Consider the following 17863-nt stretch of genomic DNA (forward strand, 5'->3'; position numbering starts at 1 on the left):
TTCGTGGGTTAAAGGGTTTAAATTACCAAAACGGGAAAGGCAAAATCAAGTTGGAATCTTCCAATTCATGCCAGAAGGTTCAATCAAATCCGGAAAGCCGGATTGATAGCCAATTCAAAAGAAGGCTTTTTTGGCTGTTCCTGAAATTTCAATTGCCTTTTCCCTTTCTTTGTGCCGGAAATTTTTCCCAACCAGCCTATTGACCTATGAGACAGCTACTCCTGAGACCCGGAGCTGAAGAGCTTTCCTACGAAATCCGTGGAATCGTCAAAAAAGCCCGACAAATCGAAGCCCTAGGTTTTCCTATTACTTGGGAAAACATTGGTGATCCTATCCAAAAAAGCAATCATGTGCCAGATTGGATGAAGGGGATCATTGCCGATTTGCTCAAAGAGGACAAAACCTATGGTTACGCCGACTCTAAAGGGGTGCTTGAAACCCGGAAGTATTTGGCAAAACTCAACAATGACAAAGGAGGAACCCAGATTTCTGCTGAGGACATTTTGTTTTTCAACGGTTTGGGGGATGCGATTGCCAAGTTGTACCAATTTTTGGTACCCACAGCACGGATTATTGGTCCATCTCCTGCTTATTCTACCCATAGTTCTGCTGAGGCAGCGCATGCGAATACCGCTCCTATCACCTATAAGCTCGACCCGGACAATCAATGGCTTCCGGACATGGAAGACTTGTATTTGAAAGTCAGATACAATCCATCCATAGTAGGTATTCTGATCATCAATCCGGACAATCCAACCGGGATGGTCTATCCCAAGGAAGTCTTGGAAGGTTTTGTGAAAATCGCCGAAGAGTTCAATCTCCTTTTGATCGCGGACGAGATTTACCAAAACATCACCTACAATGGAATAGAAGCCGTGGCATTGGCAGAAGTCATCGGGAATCGACCAGCCATTTCCTTGAAGGGTATCTCCAAGGAGTTCCCTTGGCCTGGAGCTCGCTGTGGTTGGATGGAGTTTTACAATCGGGATGCTTCCCGAGAGTTTGCCAAGCTCTGTCAGACTTTGGAAAATGCAAAAATGATTGAGGTCTGCTCGACAATCTTACCCCAGCTGGCTATTCCTAAGATCATGAGCCATCCCGAGTATCATGCTTATCGTCAAAAAGCCAATGCGGAGATCGGGAAAAGAAGTGAGTGGATGACTGAGATTCTGGGAGAGATCCAAGGGATCAAATTCAATCCTACCCAAGGAGCCTTTTACAATACCATCGTTTTTGATGAAGCCCTGCTTCACCCTGAGCAAAAGCTGGAGATCAAGGATTCCCGAATTCAAACCCTGCTGGATTCTTGGCTTGATGATCCTGCTATGCCCTTGGATAAGCGATTTGTGTACTATTTACTGGTTGCCGAGCAGATTTGCGTGGTTCCTATTTCTTCGTTTTGTTCTGATCTGCGTGGTTTTCGTGTGACTTTGCTGGAGGAAAAGGAGGAGGTGTTCAAGAACACTTTTAAACGACTAGGTAGGGCAATTGAGCGATATCTTTTATCATAAATTGGTGGTTTGTAAGAGGTAAGTAGTTAGTGGTTGGATACGACTTACTATTTACTTCTTACTACTTACAAATGATCTCTAACTTTCAGCTTCGGATCTTTGTCAAATTTTTCAACTTCCAGTACAGACTGTCCCAAAGTGCTCAAATCCGGTTGTCCCGCATTAATCCATGCCGTATACCAAAAATCAGCAATCATCTTAATCGATTTTCGCATTTGCCGCTCCACCATGCCATCCAAGGCCATGGCATAAGCTTCAGTGAATTCTCTGGAGTAGACGCGCACGGTCAGCCCATTCCGCTCTTCGTAGCTATATTTTTGATCTTGGGGAAATTGGGAGGATAGTTCCCGTTCTGTTTGCAAGACACTGTCGACCTTGAGATGAGCATTTGCTACTGCATCCCAAATGGCCAGCTGTGGCTTTTCTACGTATTCAGCTTTTCCCACCCAAAAGGTGTAATCTTTGGCCAGCAATTCGGGAACCCGGCTTTCCCAAAACCCGTGAATGCCTTCCTGACCGGTGAGCTGACCGTTGTAGTTTTTGGTGGTATGGAGAGGCACATTCAAATCTCCTAAGTAATGCCCCAAATCAGCGGAAAGTCGAAGGATGGCTGTTTTGTTCTTTTGTTCCATAGCCTTGGTCAAGCTGATGAATGTCAAATAGGCAGCCCAAGGGCCTATCCCATGCGCTCGGAGTGAATCTTCAGGGAATTTCTGAATCGCTTCAGGCCAATATTTTGGAAGAATAAACAACGCACTGTCCCCGTAATGATCCAGATCGATGTAGTGTTTCTCAGCCTCACCCTCTACCGCATATCTTCTTCGGTCCGGGTTGACCGCCTTTTCGGTGATAAATTCCAATTCGGTTTTATAAAGAACCATCATTTCGGGAGGCAGAGAAAAAACCGCTTGCCTGTTGATCAGAGAATGAGCGTAAAATCCCCAAAAGGGAGGAAGCAAAAAGTTGAATCCAAAAAGAATGGCTTGAAGAATAAAAATTTTCATACCTGAATTTAGCCAAAACATTTCTATTGGAGGGCTCGAAAAAATGTATCTTTGCGCTTCTGAAAGTGCTCTTTTTCCGAAGCATTATTAGAAAAAGAATCCTGTTACCAGACGAATGTTTCAAATTCCTTTGGCAGAATTAATAATTTACAATAACTTTGCACTCCAATTCGGAATAGGGGATCGTAAAGAATTTATTTAAAAACGAGATATGGCAAATCACAAATCAGCTCTGAAAAGAATTCGTGCCAACGAAGCTAAGCGTTTGAGAAACAGATATCAGGCTAAGACCACCAGAACTTTCATCAAAAGGCTTAAGGCTGCTACCGACAAAGTAGAAGCGATGGAGCTTTACAAGAAGGTGTCTTCTATGCTGGATAAACTGGCCAAGAAGAACGTGATTCACAAGAACAACGCCAGCAACAAGAAATCTAAATTGGCTAAATTCGTCAACGCGATAGCTTAATCTTTGGTACCATTTTGCATTCAAAACCTCGGAGTTCTCCGGGGTTTTTTTTATGCCTTTTTCTAACTAAATTCCATTTCACTTTTTGATAAATGTGTATGGATCAATACCTTTCCACCAAAATCTCGGAGCTTGCAGAAGAGGATCGACCACGGGAAAAGCTCCTGCTCAAAGGGAGATCTGCATTGACCGATGCTGAGCTCATCGCCATTCTAATCGGGTCAGGAACCAGAACGATGAGTGCAGTCGACCTCTCTCGGATGATTCTCCGCAATGTCAATCATGACCTTTCTGCCCTTGCCAGGCTTTCGGTCAAAGACCTGATGAAATTCAAAGGCATAGGAGAGGCTAAGGCCATTTCCATAGTCAGTGCCATGGAGCTGGGTCGCAGAAGAAAAGATCAGGAGCCTCCTGTCAAATACAAAATCTCCTCTTCAAAAGATGCCTACGACTTGATGAGACCTGAGTTGTATGATGAGGTAGTGGAATATTTTTACCTCATTTTGCTGACTCGGTCCAACCATGTCATCAAAAAGCAGTTGATCAGTCAGGGAGGCACAGCAGGGACTGTGGTCGACCCCAAAATGGTCTTTAAAATAGCCATGGAGCATATGGCCCAGTCCATCATTCTCGTTCACAATCATCCAAGTGGATCTACCACGCCCTCAGAGCAGGACAAAAGATTGACCGAGCGATTGGTCAGAATCGGAAGAGATTTGGATTTGGCAGTGGTTGACCATTTGATTTACTCCGATCATGGCTATTTTAGCTTCGCCGATGAAGGCATCCTTTGATTGATGAAAACTAACCAGATTATACTTCTTGTGGTCGGGATTGTGGTGATCTCAGCCGTAGCTTACATGTTTACCGCGGCGGAGAGTCCTGAAGCCTACGTGGAAAAAATCGAAAAGGAGCGTGAGCGTCAGTTTAAATACCTCCGCTTTAATGTGGAATCTCCCCTAACCGAGGACCAAAAACGGAACCTCCAAACTTTGACCTTTTACGAAATCAATCCCGAATACAAGATAAAAGCAAGACTCATCTCCATTGAAAATAAAAAAGTGCGTCAAGTCCCCATGACAGACGGTTCTACCGAACGGTATATCGAGCATTCCTACGCGGAGTTTGAACTGGGAGGCAAAACGAACAAGCTGCTGCTCCTACAGTCAGTAAGTGAAAGTGACATGCGGAATTTCTTTTTGGCCTTTGCCGACGAGACAAGTGGGAGGGAGACCTATGGAGGAGGGCGCTACCTCAATGTGCGCCAGGATGGGAAAAACAGTATCACCATTGATTTTAATTTAGCCTACAATCCCTACTGTGCCTACAATCCGGACTATGCTTGCCCATTACCCCCCAAAGAAAACCTGCTGACCATAGCCATTGAAGCAGGAGAGAAAAATTACGATAAATAATCCCGCCCTCCTGCAATTCTTCTAAATTTGTGAATTAGTCCAAAAAGGTGCCAGTGCACCTTTTTTGTTAACCCGTCGGGAAAGGTTCCGAATTAATAGGCTTATGAAAATTTCGATTAATCGACTCAAAAAATACATTCAACTCACTGAAAGTCCAGAGGAAATTGCGGCTCTTTTGACCCAATCGGGACTTGAGGTAGAAGCAGTAGAGGAGTTTCAATCACTCCCAGGAGGATTGGAAGGGATAGTCATTGGAGAGGTTTTGACCTGCGAAAAGCACCCGGATGCCGATAAACTGAGCATTACCACTGTGGATATTGGTGCAGAGGCTCCTTCACACATCGTCTGCGGAGCTTCCAATGTAGCAGCTGGACAAAAAGTGGTGGTCGCTACAGTTGGGGCGAAATTATACCCGACCAATGGAGAGCCTTTTGAAATCAAAAAAGCCAAAATCCGAGGACAGGTATCCGAAGGAATGATCTGTGCCGAAGATGAAATCGGCATTGGGACTTCCCATGCGGGGATTATAGTTTTGAACACGGACTTACCAAACGGCACTCCAGCTTCCGAATATTTCCAAGTGGAAAATGATTCCGTTTTGGAAATTGGGTTGACTCCCAACCGTGCGGATGCCGCCTCCCACCTGGGAGTAGCCCGTGATTTGAAGGCACTCCTTCATCGTCCGATCTGTCTACCCGAGGAAAAAGAGCTTCTTATCGAGTCATCCGGTCCTTCCATCTCGGTGGAGGTGGAAGATGCCACGGATTGTCCCAGGTATGCCGGCCTGGTCATCACTGAACTGAAGGTGGGCCCTTCTCCACAATGGTTGCAGAATTTCCTCCGCGCATTGGACTTGGAGCCGATCAACAATGTGGTGGACATCACCAACTTTATCCTTCACGATCTCGGACAGCCTTTGCATGCATTTGATGCGGATAAAATTTCCGGAGGCAAAGTCATTGTGAAAAAACTCTCCATGGGAACTCCATTTGTCACTTTGGATGAAAAGGAGCGGAAGCTTTCCGGAGAAGAATTGATGATTTGTGATGCGGATGGAGGAATGTGCATAGCCGGGATTTTCGGCGGTAAAGGATCCGGGGTGAGTGATCAGACGACCACTATTTTCCTTGAATCTGCCTATTTCTCACCTGATGTGATCCGAAAAGGTTCACAATATCATGGATTGAAAACCGATGCCTCTTTCCGTTTTGAGAGGGGTACCGATCCCAATATGCCGGTTTATGCCTTGAAACGAGCTGCCGCCTTGCTTCAGGAAATCGCAGGTGGAAAAGTCGCCTCAGAAATCATCGACCTCTATCCTAACCCAGTTCAGGACTTTGAAGTGGAAGTCGCCTATGCTCGTATCAATCGCCTGATCGGAAAAGTCATTGATCCCAAGGAGGTGAAAACCATTCTGGAAAGTCTGGATATTCGGGTGGAAAATGAGACTGAGGAAGGGTTTACATCGATTGTGAAGCCTTATCGAGTGGATGTAACCCGGGAAGCAGATATCATCGAGGAAATTCTCAGAATTCATGGTTTCCAGCAGGTTGCTCTTGCCGAAAACCTCTCCACGGACTATCTGGCAGAGCATCCGGTAAAGGACTTGAACAAGCTGCAGTATCGGCTTTCTGAAATGCTGGCTGGGAATGGCTACTTCGAACTGATTACCAATTCGTTGACCAAGCCTCAATACGCAGAGAAATCCGGCTTTTTGGATTCTGCCCTTAATGTAGAAATCTACAATAAACTGAGCGAGGACTTGGGGGTGATGCGGCAGACTTTGCTTTTCTCGGGATTGGAGGTCATGGCGCACAACATCAACCGAAGACAGACCGATCTGAAAGGCTTTGAATTTGGAACAGTTTACCAAAAAACATCCGAAGGCTATCAGGAAGGCCGAAGATTGGCAATTTTTCATTCAGGAAATCGTTCTGCAGAAAGCTGGATAGAGCCTGCAAAGGCATTCGGTTTCGCAGATTTGTATGCCACAGTGGAAAGAATCCTCGAAAAGCTCAATGTTCAAGTGGGCGAGGTGACCCCAGTTGAGGCTTTGCCATTTGCTTATGGATTGGAGTTGAAGTTGGGAGAAAAAGTGGTGGCTACCTTGGGCTTGGTGGATGAGAAATTACTCAAGCTGGCAGAAGTGAGGCAAGAGGTTTGGTATGCCGATTTGAACTGGGATTTACTTTGCAAGAAAGCATCCGGACTCAAGCGCTATCAGGAAATCTCCAAGTTTCCGGAGGTACGAAGAGACCTTTCCCTAGTCATCGACAAGTCCGTCACCTACGATCAGGTCAAATCGGTAGCCGAAAAAGCAGGAGGAAAACTCTTGAGAAGGATCGGTGCTTTTGATGTATACCAAGGAGAAAAGATTGATTCCGGCAAAAAAGCCTATGCCCTGAGCTTTATCCTGCAGGACCAGGAAAATACACTGACGGACAAGGTAATTGACAAAACAATGAGTAAATTGATCCAAGCCTTTCAGGAACAAGTGGGGGCTGTCATCAGAAGCTGAAAATGATACACGAGGAACTGCAAAAACTGGAGAAACTGGCCGTGCAGGCAGGGAAAAAAATCGAGGCTTTGTCCGCTGAAAATCAGGAACTAAAAGCCCGTCTTTCTTTGCTCGAAGGAGAAATTCAGGAAAAAGAGCAGGAAATCCATCATTTTAAAAATAAGATTAAAATTAGTAACATTGTGGATAACCGACCGGTGAGTCCTGAGGATGCCACCGAAATGAGTGACTTAATCAATAATTATATACAAGAAATAGATCATTTGATCACCTATCTGTCCGAATGAAATGGAGACGCTGGCAATCAGAGTGAAAATCGGAGACAGGGAATATCCCATGCGAGTCAAGCCTGAAGACGAGGCGAAAATTCGGCATGCCGGAAAACTGATTAATGAAAAATTGAGGAAATATAAGGCGGAGTTTGGCCTGGATGATACGACCGACTTAATGGCTATGGTAGCCTTCGATTGTATGGTAGAATCTCTGGAAACCAACGAAGTCAATGCAGAAGACTCCGAGCACATTCAGCGGAGTCTATCCCATATTTCAGCTTTGCTGAGCAAAGCAGTCTAATTATTGACACCCACTCTTTTCTAGCTATACTTTGGGCCGGTAGGGAATCCAATATATAAATAACCCTATGGCAGACGTACTATTTATCATCCTAGCAGCCCTGGCGGGGCTTGGCGGGGGTGCCGCTTTGGCGGGATTTTTCATCAAGAATAAACACGCAAAACTGGAGGAGGAGACCAAAGAAAGAGTCAAATCCATGATTCGGGAGGCAGAATTGAATGCCGAGTCAATCAAAAAGGACAGGATACTCGAGGCAAAAGAGAAATTCCTGAAAATGAAGGCTGAGTTTGATGAGGAGATGAGCAACAAGAAAAACATCATCATCACCAATGAGAACAAGGTCAAGCAGCTACAGCAGCAAGTTGCCAAAGAGCAAGAGCAAGTCAAGAGAAAAGAAGCGGAACTGGACAGCAAAAAAGAGAATCTCAATGCCCAGCTACATGCCGTTCAAGTCAAAAAAGAAGAGCTGGATCGGGTGACCAATCAGCGAATTTCAGATTTGGAAAAAATCGCCGGTCTCACTCGGGAAGAAGCCAAAGAACAATTGGTGCAAATGCTCACCGAAGAAGCCCGCACCAAGGCATCTTCTCAGATGAAGGATATTTTGGATGAGGCCAAACTGACAGCTACCAAGCAGGCCAAAAAGATCGTTTTGGACACCATCCAAAGGACAGCGACAGAGCATGCGGTAGAAAACTGTGTTTCTGTTTTTAATATTGACAGCGACGATATCAAAGGGAAAATCATCGGTAGAGAAGGGCGAAACATCAGGGCATTGGAAGCCGCCACAGGCGTAGAGATTGTGGTGGATGATACCCCTGAGGCAATCATTATTTCAGGTTTCGATCCTGTGAGAAGAGAAATCGCAAGACTATCCCTTCACCGACTGGTGCAGGACGGAAGAATTCACCCTGCCCGCATCGAAGAGGTAGTTGCCAAAACAGAGAAAAACATCGAAGAGGAAATCGTAGAGATCGGAGAACGGACCTGTATAGATCTCGGTATTCATGGACTTCATCCCGAGCTGATCAAGATGGTCGGTCGGATGAGATTCCGCTCTTCCTATGGACAGAACCTCCTACAGCACTCCAGAGAAGTGGCCAAGCTTGCCGCTACCATGGCTGCAGAAATGGGGCTCAATGCCAAGCTGGCCAAAAGGGCTGGTCTTCTCCACGATATCGGAAAAGTATGGCCAGAGGAGCAGGAATTGCCTCACGCTATTCTCGGAATGGAATTGGCCAAGCGATACAAGGAGCATCCTGAAATCTGCAATGCCATCGGAGCTCACCACGATGAGATCGAGATGACCTCTATGATTTCACCGATTGTACAGGCTTCGGATGCGATTTCCGGCTCAAGACCGGGCGCCCGAAGAGAAATCATGGACAGCTATATCAAGCGATTGAAGGAGTTGGAGGATTTGGCTTTGGGATTTGATGGGGTCAATAAGTGCTTCGCGATGCAGGCCGGACGTGAACTGAGAATTCTGGTGGATGCAGACCATGTGGATGATCAGACTGCCAGCAAGCTTTCCTTTGATATTTCACAGAAAATCGAAAAAGAAATGCAATATCCGGGACAGATCAAAATCACTGTAATCCGTGAGATGAGGGCTGTCAATTACGCTCGATAATCATTTGATTGCATATCCAAGAAATGGCAATTACCTTAGGTGATTGCCATTTTTGTTTGAATATGTTTGGAACTCACCTTTTCATTGACTTGATCAATGAGGCTAGATGGAAGCTTTTTCCCAGAAAAGTTTCTTTGGAAGAAGTGCGATTTTTGGAGCAGCACTTTTACTATTTTTCTCAGCTGAAGAATCCCCACAAAAGGGAGTTTATTTCCCGCTTGGAGACTATTTTGTCCAGCAAGAGATTTTTGGGAAGAGGAGGATTGGAAGAGGTGACTTCTGAGATGGAGTTGCTGATCGGAGCTACGATCACCATGGTGGTTTTTGGTTGGAAAAGTCTCAGACTCGCACACTTTCACACCATTTTGGTTTATCCCAATACCTATTACAGCACGATCAACAAGATTTATCATCGGGGAGAGGTTAATCCCAAGCATGGCTTGATTGTAATTTCTTGGCGATGCTTTGTAGAAGGTTTGGCAGACAAATCGGATGGGATCAACCTTGGAATTCATGAGGTAGCCCATGCGTTGAAATTGGCCAATTGGATTCAGAATGACGGCGAGAGGGAATTCAGCCCCCAAGCTTGGAAAGAGTACTCTAAATGGGTTCCTGGGGAACTCGCAAAAGTGAAGAGTGGCCAAGGTACTTTTTTCAGAGAAAGTGCTGGCTTAAACGAACATGAGTTTTTTGCAGTAGCCCTAGAGAACTTCTTCGAAAGAAGCCGGGAATTCAAAGAGTACCATGCCCAGCTGTATCAGTCTTTGATACAGCTGCTTAGGCAAGATCCTTTAGTTTTGATGGGGAAATTATGAAGGAAAAATATAAAATTGGAATAATCGGAACAGGCTCCATTGCGGTCAAACATGCGCAGGCTATTGAAAGCCTGCCGAATGCTGAATTGATTGGACTCTTCAATCCTAATCCCGAAAGTGCCGAAAAAGCCCGAGGAAAATTTTCAGTTCCGGTATTCAGCGATTGGGATGAGTTTATCAGGTTGACTGGGCTTATGGTGATCTGTATCTGTACCCCTAGCGGTATGCATTTAGAGCCTGCTCTGAAAGCCATCGAGGCTGGGAAGCATGTGTTTATAGAGAAGCCCATTGAGGTGACTCTTGAGCGAGCAGACCAATTGATCAAGTCCGCCAAGGAAAATAAAGTAAAGTTGGGGGTAGTTTTTCAAAATCGATTTTCCACCGATTTTCAAAAACTCATCGGAGCAGTTAGACAAGGGGAATTTGGCAGATTGTTGATGGGAAATGCGGCAATCAATTGGTTTCGATCCCCTGAGTATTACTCCTCCAGTCAGTGGAAAGGGACCTTGAAATACGATGGGGGGGGAGCTTTGATCAATCAGGCGATCCATACCCTGGACTTACTTTTGGAGGTGATGGGTGAGGTAGACTCGGTCTTTGGGAAAATCAAAACGGTACTGTATCCGATTGAAGGAGAAGATTTGGGTGCTGCTTTGGTCAATTTCAAATCCGGAGCCATAGGAACAATCACTGCAGGAACCTCACTTTTTCCCGGATATCCTGAGCGCTTGGAGATTTACGGAACAGAAGGAAGTGCCATTTTAGAAGCGGGTAAATTGGTGGCTTGGAATGTGAGAGGAAAAGAAAGTCTTCTTGAGAACACTGAGAAAATCAGTGCTTCAGGAGCTTCCGATCCGAATGCGATTGGCTTTGAACTGCATGCCGCTCAATGGAAGGATTTTTTGGATTCAATTGAAAGCGGAAAACAACCTGAAGTGGATGGTCCCAAATCAAGAAAATCTCTGGAACTCATTCGGGCTATTTATCAGTCCAGTTTGGAAGAGAGGATGGTCAGGTTTCCTTTTGAGGAATAAATGATTTCTCACAGATGGCTCAGATGAGCACAGAATTTCGGCTTTCTGACTTTATACTTTTAACCTTCAAATTTCCGGCGGGCCCTGCTTACTGGAAACTGCCCACTGCCTACTTTCTCTCCACTTCTCTCAAATTCTCCAATTTCTTGTTTCTCAAGAATCCATTGATGTCTTCGAAATGCTCTTTTACTCGCTTGTTTCCAAATTCAAATACTTTGGTGGCCAGTCCATCCAAGAAGTCCCGGTCGTGAGAAACCAGAATCAAAGTGCCATCAAAGGCCTTCAGCGCATCCTTGATGATGTCTTTGGTTTTCATGTCCAAGTGGTTGGTCGGTTCATCAAGAATCAAAAGGTTGACGGGCTCAAGCAAAAGTTTGATCATCGCCAACCGGGTCTTTTCTCCTCCGGAAAGGACTTTCACTTTTTTGTTGATATCATCGCCCTTGAACATAAAGGCTCCCAAAATATCCTTGATTTTGGTTCGGACTTCTCCGACAGCGATTTGATCAATAGTTTCAAAAATGGTCAAGCTTTCATCCAATAGGGAGGCTTGGTTTTGGGCGAAGTAGCCGATCATCGCATTATGGCCTAATTCGCATTTTCCCTGAAAGTCAATCTCGCCCATGATCGCTTTGATCATGGTGGATTTACCTTCCCCGTTTTTACCTACAAAGGCCACTTTTTGCCCCTGTTCTATGGTCATGGAAGCATCTTTGAACACCACATGATCTCCATAGGATTTGCTCATTTCTTCGACAATCACCGGATATTTTCCTGATCTGGGGGAAGGAGGGAAGCGAAGTTTCAAGGCAGAAGTATCCACTTCGTCCACTTCGACGATTTCCAGTTTTTCCAGCATTTTCACCCGGGACTGGACCTGAAGCGTTTTGGAATAGGTGCCTTTGAATCGCTCGATAAACTGGGTCGTTTCTGCGATAAACTTCTGCTGTTCCTCGTAATGCTTCTGCTGCTGCTCCCGGCGCTCTTTGCGAAGCTCTAGGTAGTGACTGTACTTGGCTTTATAATCATAAATTCGGCCCATAGTCACCTCGATGGTTCGGGTAGTGATATTGTCCACAAAGGCCCGGTCGTGAGAAATGACCACCACCGCTTTGGCCTTATTCATCAAAAAATCCTCCAACCACTGGATCGATTCGATGTCCAAGTGATTGGTGGGTTCATCCAAAAGAATCAAATCGGGTTTTTGCAAAAGGATTTTTGCCAGTTCGATTCGCATTCTCCATCCTCCGGAAAACTCGGATGTGGATCTTTGGAAGTCCTCACGGACAAAACCCAGGCCCAAAAGGACTTTTTCTACTTCTGCTTCGTAGTTGATTTCTTCGATGGCATAAAATTTCTCACTGAGTTCGGAAACCTGCTCGATCAGCTTGTAATACTCTTCGGATTCATAGTCCGTGCGAACGGTAAGTTCTTCGTTGATTCGGTCGATTTCTTCCTTCATTCCCAAATAGGAAGCAAAGGCTTTGGAAGTTTCTTCCATCACCGTGCAATCATCCGAAGTGAGAAGATGCTGAGGTAGGTAAGCAACCACATAGCCTTTCGGCGCAGAAACAGCCCCCGAGGTCGGTTTGTTGACCCCGGCAATGATCTTGAGCAAGGTGGATTTTCCAGCTCCATTTTTACCCATCAAGGCGATTTTGTCACTTTCGTTGATGTTGAAAGTAATGTTGCTGAAAAGCGGAGAACCGCCATGCATGACGGACACGTTATCTACTGAAATCATGAATCTTGAAATTGAAGGGGCAAAGGTAGGGATACTCAGGATTCTAAGTTTGATTGATTGAAAAAAGTATTTTGGAAATTAAATCACATAGCCTAAATTACTAAAAAAATCTTTTTATGAATCCTGAAAGTGATATATCCTTGCTGGAGTTGATTTTGCTCGTAATTTTTGGCTCTGGATCAGGTACGGTGATAGTTGGTCTTTTTTTGAAGGCAAGGTTTGAAAAGGATCTTGCTAGACATTCCAAAGTTTTCTCAGACAATCTAAAGTCTATAAAGAAAGTCTTTGAATCTCTTGTGAAAGTTGGTGTTGCTTTAGATTTATATCTTTCGACAAGAGAACCTGAGGGCTTAGATGAGAGATATCAATTCAAAAATAAAACAGTCCATGTTTTTGATGATTTTATAAAAAATTTTGAAGAAAATGAAATTATTTTCAATGAAATAGAAACAAGATTATTAAAAGATGTTGTCGAACTAATTAAAAAAGTTAAATATGCTCATGTCACAGCAACCTTTTCTGAGAATTCAAGAGGGTCTGATTTTTGGAAAGAATCAGTGGGAAAAAAAGCTGAACTTGGAAAAGTAGCATTAATTGATTATGTAAAATTAAGAGATAATTTAAAAATAGAGTTTCAAAAGAAATACAAACTTTTAATGTAGAGTATATGAGGTCTTTATATATTTCAATACTGTTTATTTTAGTAAGTTGCCAAAAGAGTCAAAACCAAAGCTTAGGATTTGAGGAATTACCAAGTTTTAAAGAGATTTTGTCCTCCGATTCAATTCAGTTTTTGGAATATTTTGACTCTACTTCTAGAATATATTCCAATTATTATCATGGATTTTCCGTACGTGTTCCTAAAGGCTGGGATTCGGATAGAGGATTTGCAAAAAGAACAGTCTTTCGCCTTACAAATTATGATAGCGGTATCGTTTTTTCAGTAACAATAAATAAATTTCCAGAACAAGAAGATATCCCAAAGAGTATTTGGGGCCCTCTTGTTTCCGATTCTTTAGGTTATGTAAGAGATTTCAAGAGAGGTATTCGAGATCAAGTTAATTCTGACATTTTGGGTCTAGAGTTGATTCCCATTTATTACAATAATTTGCAAGCGTTAAAAACTAGATATCACTATTTGTTCAGAAGTGACGAATTGGAGTATTTAATGTTTTCTGAAGTAATTCAATTCTTTAGAGATGGAAATATTTATACTATTGGATTAATTATTCCAAAAGAATTTATTGATAGAGATAATCGATATTTTAGTTTAAAAAATAACTTTAATTTAATTCCAATTTATTATGAATAAGCATATCAAAAACTTGTCTTTAGGTTTCATTCTTTCTGTGATTTTGGGTTTTCTTGTCTATTCAAGTAATAATAAATTCGAATTAGGAGGCTACATGATTGGTGCTATTTTTGGTGGAGGAGTTTCTTTATTTTTGATTAGCCTAGGTGTTTCGAGTATAATTGGTTTGATTTTTAGGTTTTTTAAAAAATCCTTTTGGGGTGTGTTTTACAAGTGCTTCTGGTTAATTTTTTTACTAACCTCGTTTTTTGTTTTAGTTGGTACATTTATTTGATTAATTGATGTGATAAGTTCTGATTTATTTTGCATTTATCTACCTTCGTCCCATGCTTGTAATCGTCACCGGGGTCTCCGGTACAGGAAAAACCACGCTTGGGACTCTTCTGGCCGAAAGGCTTCGGCTCCCTTTTTTTGATGCGGATCATTTTCACCCCGCTGAAAATATCGCCAAAATGAGCGCCGGCCATCCCCTAAACGATGAGGACAGGCAGCCTTGGCTTCAGGCGTTGGCAGATCAGCTTCTGGTTTCGGAGGAAAGAGGCGGGGCAGTTCTGGCTTGTTCTGCTTTGAAAAATGCCTACAGAGAAAGGCTTTCGGTATCAGAAAATCTTCGCTGGATTCACTTGACTGGGGAAAGAGATTTGATTTGGGAGCGAATGCTGGCCCGAAAGAATCATTACATGAAAGCCGGAATGTTGGATTCCCAGATTGCGGTTTGGGAAAAGCCTTTGGAGGGTTATTTATTAGATATTTCAGGGACTCCGGAGCATTTGCTGGAGAATTCCCTTAACTACTTAAAATCTAAATCGATGAAAATGAAAATGGGAGTGATCGGAATGGGGGTCATGGGCAAAAGCCTAGCACTCAATTTGGCCGAAAAGGGCGTTCCGGTCTCAGTTTATAACCGTTTCGTAGCAGGAAAAGAAGAAGGCATAGCCCAAAAGGTACTGGACGAAAACCCGGAGTTTTCCAATATGCTGGCATTCGAGGACCTGCAGCAGTTTGTGGATTCTTTGGAAAAGCCCAGAAGGATTTTGATGATGATTCCTGCTGGCGCTGCTATTGATGCACAGTTGGATACCTTGATTCCGATTTTGGAAAAAGATGATTTGGTCATCGATGGGGGAAATTCCTTCTACAAAGATTCGGAAAGACGTGTAGATCGAATGAAGGAAGTGGGCATGCACTTTTTGCCTATGGGCGTTTCCGGAGGTGAGGAGGGTGCAAGAAAAGGGCCTTCCATCATGCCGGGTGGAAATGCCGAAGGCTATGCTATGGTCGAGGATTTCCTGGGAAGAATTTCTGCCAAAGACAAAGACGGAAAGCCTTGCGTGACCTATGTTGGCCCGGGAGGTTCCGGCCATTTCATCAAAATGGTCCACAATTCCATTGAATACGGAGAAATGCAGGTTTTGGCTGAATTGACACATTTGTTGCGATTTGGATTTGGCCTGAGTGCAGAACAGGTTTCTGAAATTTTCTCGGACTGGGGAAAGGGAGAATTGAAATCCTTCCTGTTAGAGATCACGGCAGATTTACTTCTATTCAAGGAAAATGGAGAATTGCTTTTGGATAAAATCCTGGATCAAGCCGGACAAAAAGGAACGGGTGCCTGGTCTTTGACCACAGCTTTGGAGTATGGAGTTCCTTACAGTCCATTGGCTGAAGCAGTGAATGCCCGGGGAGTTTCTGGAGAAAAAGCCATGCGGGTGGCATTTTCAAAGACTTTCCATCAGGAATTCCAAAAAGTAGAAGGTTCTCTAGAATCTTGGCTTCCAAAAATCAAAGCAGCTTATTCTTTGGCCAGAATCATCAATCACGAAGTTGGTTTTAGACTTATGAAGACAGTTTCGGATACTAAGGATTGGAAATTGAACTTCAATGAAATCTCTCGAATCTGGACCAATGGCTGTATCATCCGATCAGGTTTGATGGAAAATATCTCTTCCAATTACTCCGATTCCTTTTCCTTCTTTGAAATGCCTGGAGTGAAAGAGCAGGTAGTTTCAGGAAGAAAAGCATTAGCAGAATTGGTTGGTTTGGGCTTGTCCCATGGTTTTGCGCTTCCAGTTATGAGCGCCGGAATCAATTATCTCTTGGGGAGAATTACAGCAGAGTCTTCCGCGTCGGTGATTCAAGCGCAGCGGGATTACTTTGGGGCGCATACGTATCAAAGAAAAGATGACCCAAGCGGGAAGTTTTACCACACCAACTGGATTTGAGATTTTTGATTTACGAATTACGAAGGGCTGGAGAAATTCAGTCTTTTTTTTCTCACAGATTACTCAGATTATCACAGATGAATAAATTTGTGGATATCTGTGCCATCTGTGAGCTTTCTTGACTTTGCAGCAAAACAAAAAATCCACCATCGGATTGGTTTCCAATAGGGAATAGACGAAATTAAGTTTTGTATAAAACCCACCTCCCTATGAAAGCTTTTAAATATCTCCTTGTCCTCCTTTTGGGATGCGTCTTTTTGAATCCTTCCTTTTCCCAAGAATTGCTGATCAACCATGTGAATATCATCACCATGGAAAATGACCAGGTATTGGAGGATCATTCGATCTATGTCAAAGACGGAGTGATCATGGAAATTGCTCCCGAAGAAGAAATCAGTGTGGCTGGTGTGAGAACCTTGGATGGCAGAGGAATGTATGTTTTTCCGGGCTTGGCCGAATTTCACGCCCACCTTCCCAATCCGGATCAGTTTGGAGCGGTTTTTCAGGAGGAGGTTTTGTGGATGTATCTGGCCAATGGAGTACTAAGGATACGAAGTATGCTGGGTCATGAATCCCATTTGGAATTAAAAAAGCGAGTGGAGACAGGGGAATTGACAGGTCCCCGGATGTTTATTTCAGGCCCTTCGCTGAATGGAACTTCGGTAGCTGATCCTGATTCGGGGAGAAAAATGGTTAGGGATCAAAAGGCAGCTGGATATGATCATTTGAAACTTCATCCCGGCCTGGATGATCCTAAGTTTTTGGCCATTGCAGATGAGGCAAAAAAGACCGGAATCTATTATGGAGGACATATTTCTCTGGATGTGGGCTTGGTCACCTCTGTGAAAAACGGGTATCGCTCTGTTGAGCACATCGATGGGTTTTTGGAGGCAATGCTTCCGGATGGAACTGCCATTGACCCCACCGTCTCGGGTCCGTTCAATATGAATTTGGTAGGTCAGGTAGACCAAGCCAAACTTGATGGTTTGATTCAGCTTTGTCTGGAAAATAAAACCTGGATTGCTCCAACATTGACGCTTTTTGAACGGTATTTTGGCTACCAACCCACCTATGAATTGCGTCAGCAGCCGGAGATGTTTTACTTGCCGGGACAGCTGACCACCCAATGGTACAATACCAAATCCAAACTGGAAGCGGATGGAGTGCTGGCAGAAGCCAAGGTTAAGCCTTACCTGGAATTCAGACAAAAACTTTTCCTTGACCTTCACAAAGCCGGTGTGCCGATGATCATGAGCTCGGATTCTCCACAGGTCTTTAATGTGCCGGGATTTTCCATCCATCGGGAAATCGAATCCATGTCCAAAGCCGGAATGTCGAATTATGAAATTTTGAAAACGGGAAGTGTAAACTGTGCAGATTATTTTGAAGAAAGCGGGGAATGGGGAGTCTTGAAGCCCGGTGCTGCTGCGGAGTTTGTATTGGTTCAGAAGAATCCTTTGGAAGACTTGACAACGATGCAAAAGCCTCAGGCGATCATGATTCAAGGAAAATTCATCCAAAGAGATGAGCTGCAGTTGCAATTGAACCTGATCCGACAAAAGTACCTTAGACAATAAGATTTATGATTTACGATTTAAGACTGAGTTTTGAGCCTC

The 17863-nt window shown here is 43.9% G+C and carries 17 protein-coding genes; 15 read left to right on the forward strand and 2 right to left on the reverse strand.

Translation table 11 applies throughout. The annotated features are described in order from the left end of the window. Window positions 1–206: 206 nt before the first annotated feature. A complete protein-coding gene (locus AAA943_RS08525; RefSeq protein WP_338223805.1) occupies window positions 207–1511 on the forward strand; it encodes a pyridoxal phosphate-dependent aminotransferase in 1305 nt (434 codons plus the stop codon). Window positions 1512–1576: 65 nt separating this feature from the next. On the opposite strand, the gene AAA943_RS08530 is transcribed toward AAA943_RS08525, so the two are convergent. Then, a complete protein-coding gene (locus AAA943_RS08530; protein WP_338223806.1) occupies window positions 1577–2515 on the reverse strand; it encodes a zinc dependent phospholipase C family protein in 939 nt (312 codons plus the stop codon). 211 nt (window positions 2516–2726) lie between these two features. Here AAA943_RS08530 and rpsT point away from each other — a divergent pair, with 211 nt between their 5' ends. The 9 genes from rpsT to AAA943_RS08575 all read left to right on the forward strand — a co-directional run bounded on the left by rpsT (window position 2727) and on the right by AAA943_RS08575 (window position 10969). Further along, window positions 2727–2981 (forward strand): 30S ribosomal protein S20, encoded by a 255-nt coding sequence (gene rpsT / locus AAA943_RS08535; protein ID WP_338221719.1) that lies wholly within the window; start codon window positions 2727–2729, stop codon window positions 2979–2981. Between the two features lie 98 nt (window positions 2982–3079). Further along, window positions 3080–3775, forward strand: coding sequence for a RadC family protein (radC, locus tag AAA943_RS08540; protein ID WP_338223807.1), 696 nt, complete (start codon window positions 3080–3082; stop codon window positions 3773–3775). Window positions 3776–3778: 3 nt separating this feature from the next. Further along, window positions 3779–4396: a DUF1684 domain-containing protein gene (locus tag AAA943_RS08545; protein ID WP_338223808.1), complete on the forward strand. Its 618-nt coding sequence runs from the start codon at window positions 3779–3781 to the stop codon at window positions 4394–4396. Between the two features lie 103 nt (window positions 4397–4499). Next, on the forward strand, window positions 4500–6914 hold the full coding sequence (pheT, locus tag AAA943_RS08550; RefSeq protein ID WP_338223809.1) for a phenylalanine--tRNA ligase subunit beta: 2415 nt from the start codon (window positions 4500–4502) through the stop codon (window positions 6912–6914). 2 nt (window positions 6915–6916) lie between these two features. Further along, window positions 6917–7201 (forward strand): hypothetical protein, encoded by a 285-nt coding sequence (locus AAA943_RS08555; protein ID WP_338221723.1) that lies wholly within the window; start codon window positions 6917–6919, stop codon window positions 7199–7201. Between the two features lies 1 nt (window position 7202). Next, window positions 7203–7487, forward strand: coding sequence for a cell division protein ZapA (locus AAA943_RS08560; protein WP_338221724.1), 285 nt, complete (start codon window positions 7203–7205; stop codon window positions 7485–7487). Between the two features lie 67 nt (window positions 7488–7554). Next, on the forward strand, window positions 7555–9120 hold the full coding sequence (rny, locus tag AAA943_RS08565; protein ID WP_338223810.1) for a ribonuclease Y: 1566 nt from the start codon (window positions 7555–7557) through the stop codon (window positions 9118–9120). Window positions 9121–9182: 62 nt separating this feature from the next. Next, on the forward strand, window positions 9183–9935 hold the full coding sequence (locus AAA943_RS08570; protein WP_338223812.1) for a zinc-dependent peptidase: 753 nt from the start codon (window positions 9183–9185) through the stop codon (window positions 9933–9935). Beyond that, window positions 9932–10969, forward strand: coding sequence for a Gfo/Idh/MocA family protein (locus tag AAA943_RS08575; RefSeq protein ID WP_338223813.1), 1038 nt, complete (start codon window positions 9932–9934; stop codon window positions 10967–10969). The genes AAA943_RS08570 and AAA943_RS08575 overlap by 4 nt, the downstream gene beginning before the upstream one ends. A gap of 109 nt (window positions 10970–11078) precedes the next feature. Here the strand turns inward: AAA943_RS08575 and AAA943_RS08580 are convergent, their stop codons facing one another. Then, entirely contained in the window at window positions 11079–12713 is a 1635-nt protein-coding gene (locus AAA943_RS08580) for an ABC-F family ATP-binding cassette domain-containing protein (RefSeq protein ID WP_338223814.1), read from the reverse strand. 116 nt (window positions 12714–12829) lie between these two features. On the opposite strand from AAA943_RS08580, the gene AAA943_RS08585 reads away from it, so the two are divergent. The 5 genes from AAA943_RS08585 to AAA943_RS08605 all read left to right on the forward strand — a co-directional run bounded on the left by AAA943_RS08585 (window position 12830) and on the right by AAA943_RS08605 (window position 17824). Beyond that, window positions 12830–13375: a hypothetical protein gene (locus tag AAA943_RS08585; protein ID WP_338223815.1), complete on the forward strand. Its 546-nt coding sequence runs from the start codon at window positions 12830–12832 to the stop codon at window positions 13373–13375. A gap of 5 nt (window positions 13376–13380) precedes the next feature. Next, on the forward strand, window positions 13381–14025 hold the full coding sequence (locus AAA943_RS08590) for a hypothetical protein (RefSeq protein ID WP_338223816.1): 645 nt from the start codon (window positions 13381–13383) through the stop codon (window positions 14023–14025). Next, a complete protein-coding gene (locus tag AAA943_RS08595; protein ID WP_338223817.1) occupies window positions 14018–14299 on the forward strand; it encodes a hypothetical protein in 282 nt (93 codons plus the stop codon). The genes AAA943_RS08590 and AAA943_RS08595 overlap by 8 nt, the downstream gene beginning before the upstream one ends. 52 nt (window positions 14300–14351) lie before the next feature. Beyond that, window positions 14352–16247: an NADP-dependent phosphogluconate dehydrogenase gene (gene gndA / locus AAA943_RS08600; protein WP_338223818.1), complete on the forward strand. Its 1896-nt coding sequence runs from the start codon at window positions 14352–14354 to the stop codon at window positions 16245–16247. 209 nt (window positions 16248–16456) lie between these two features. Beyond that, window positions 16457–17824: an amidohydrolase family protein gene (locus AAA943_RS08605; RefSeq protein ID WP_338223819.1), complete on the forward strand. Its 1368-nt coding sequence runs from the start codon at window positions 16457–16459 to the stop codon at window positions 17822–17824. Window positions 17825–17863 lie beyond the last annotated feature (39 nt).

This window comes from Algoriphagus confluentis, assembly GCF_036245625.1.
GTDB lineage: Bacteria > Bacteroidota > Bacteroidia > Cytophagales > Cyclobacteriaceae > Algoriphagus > Algoriphagus confluentis.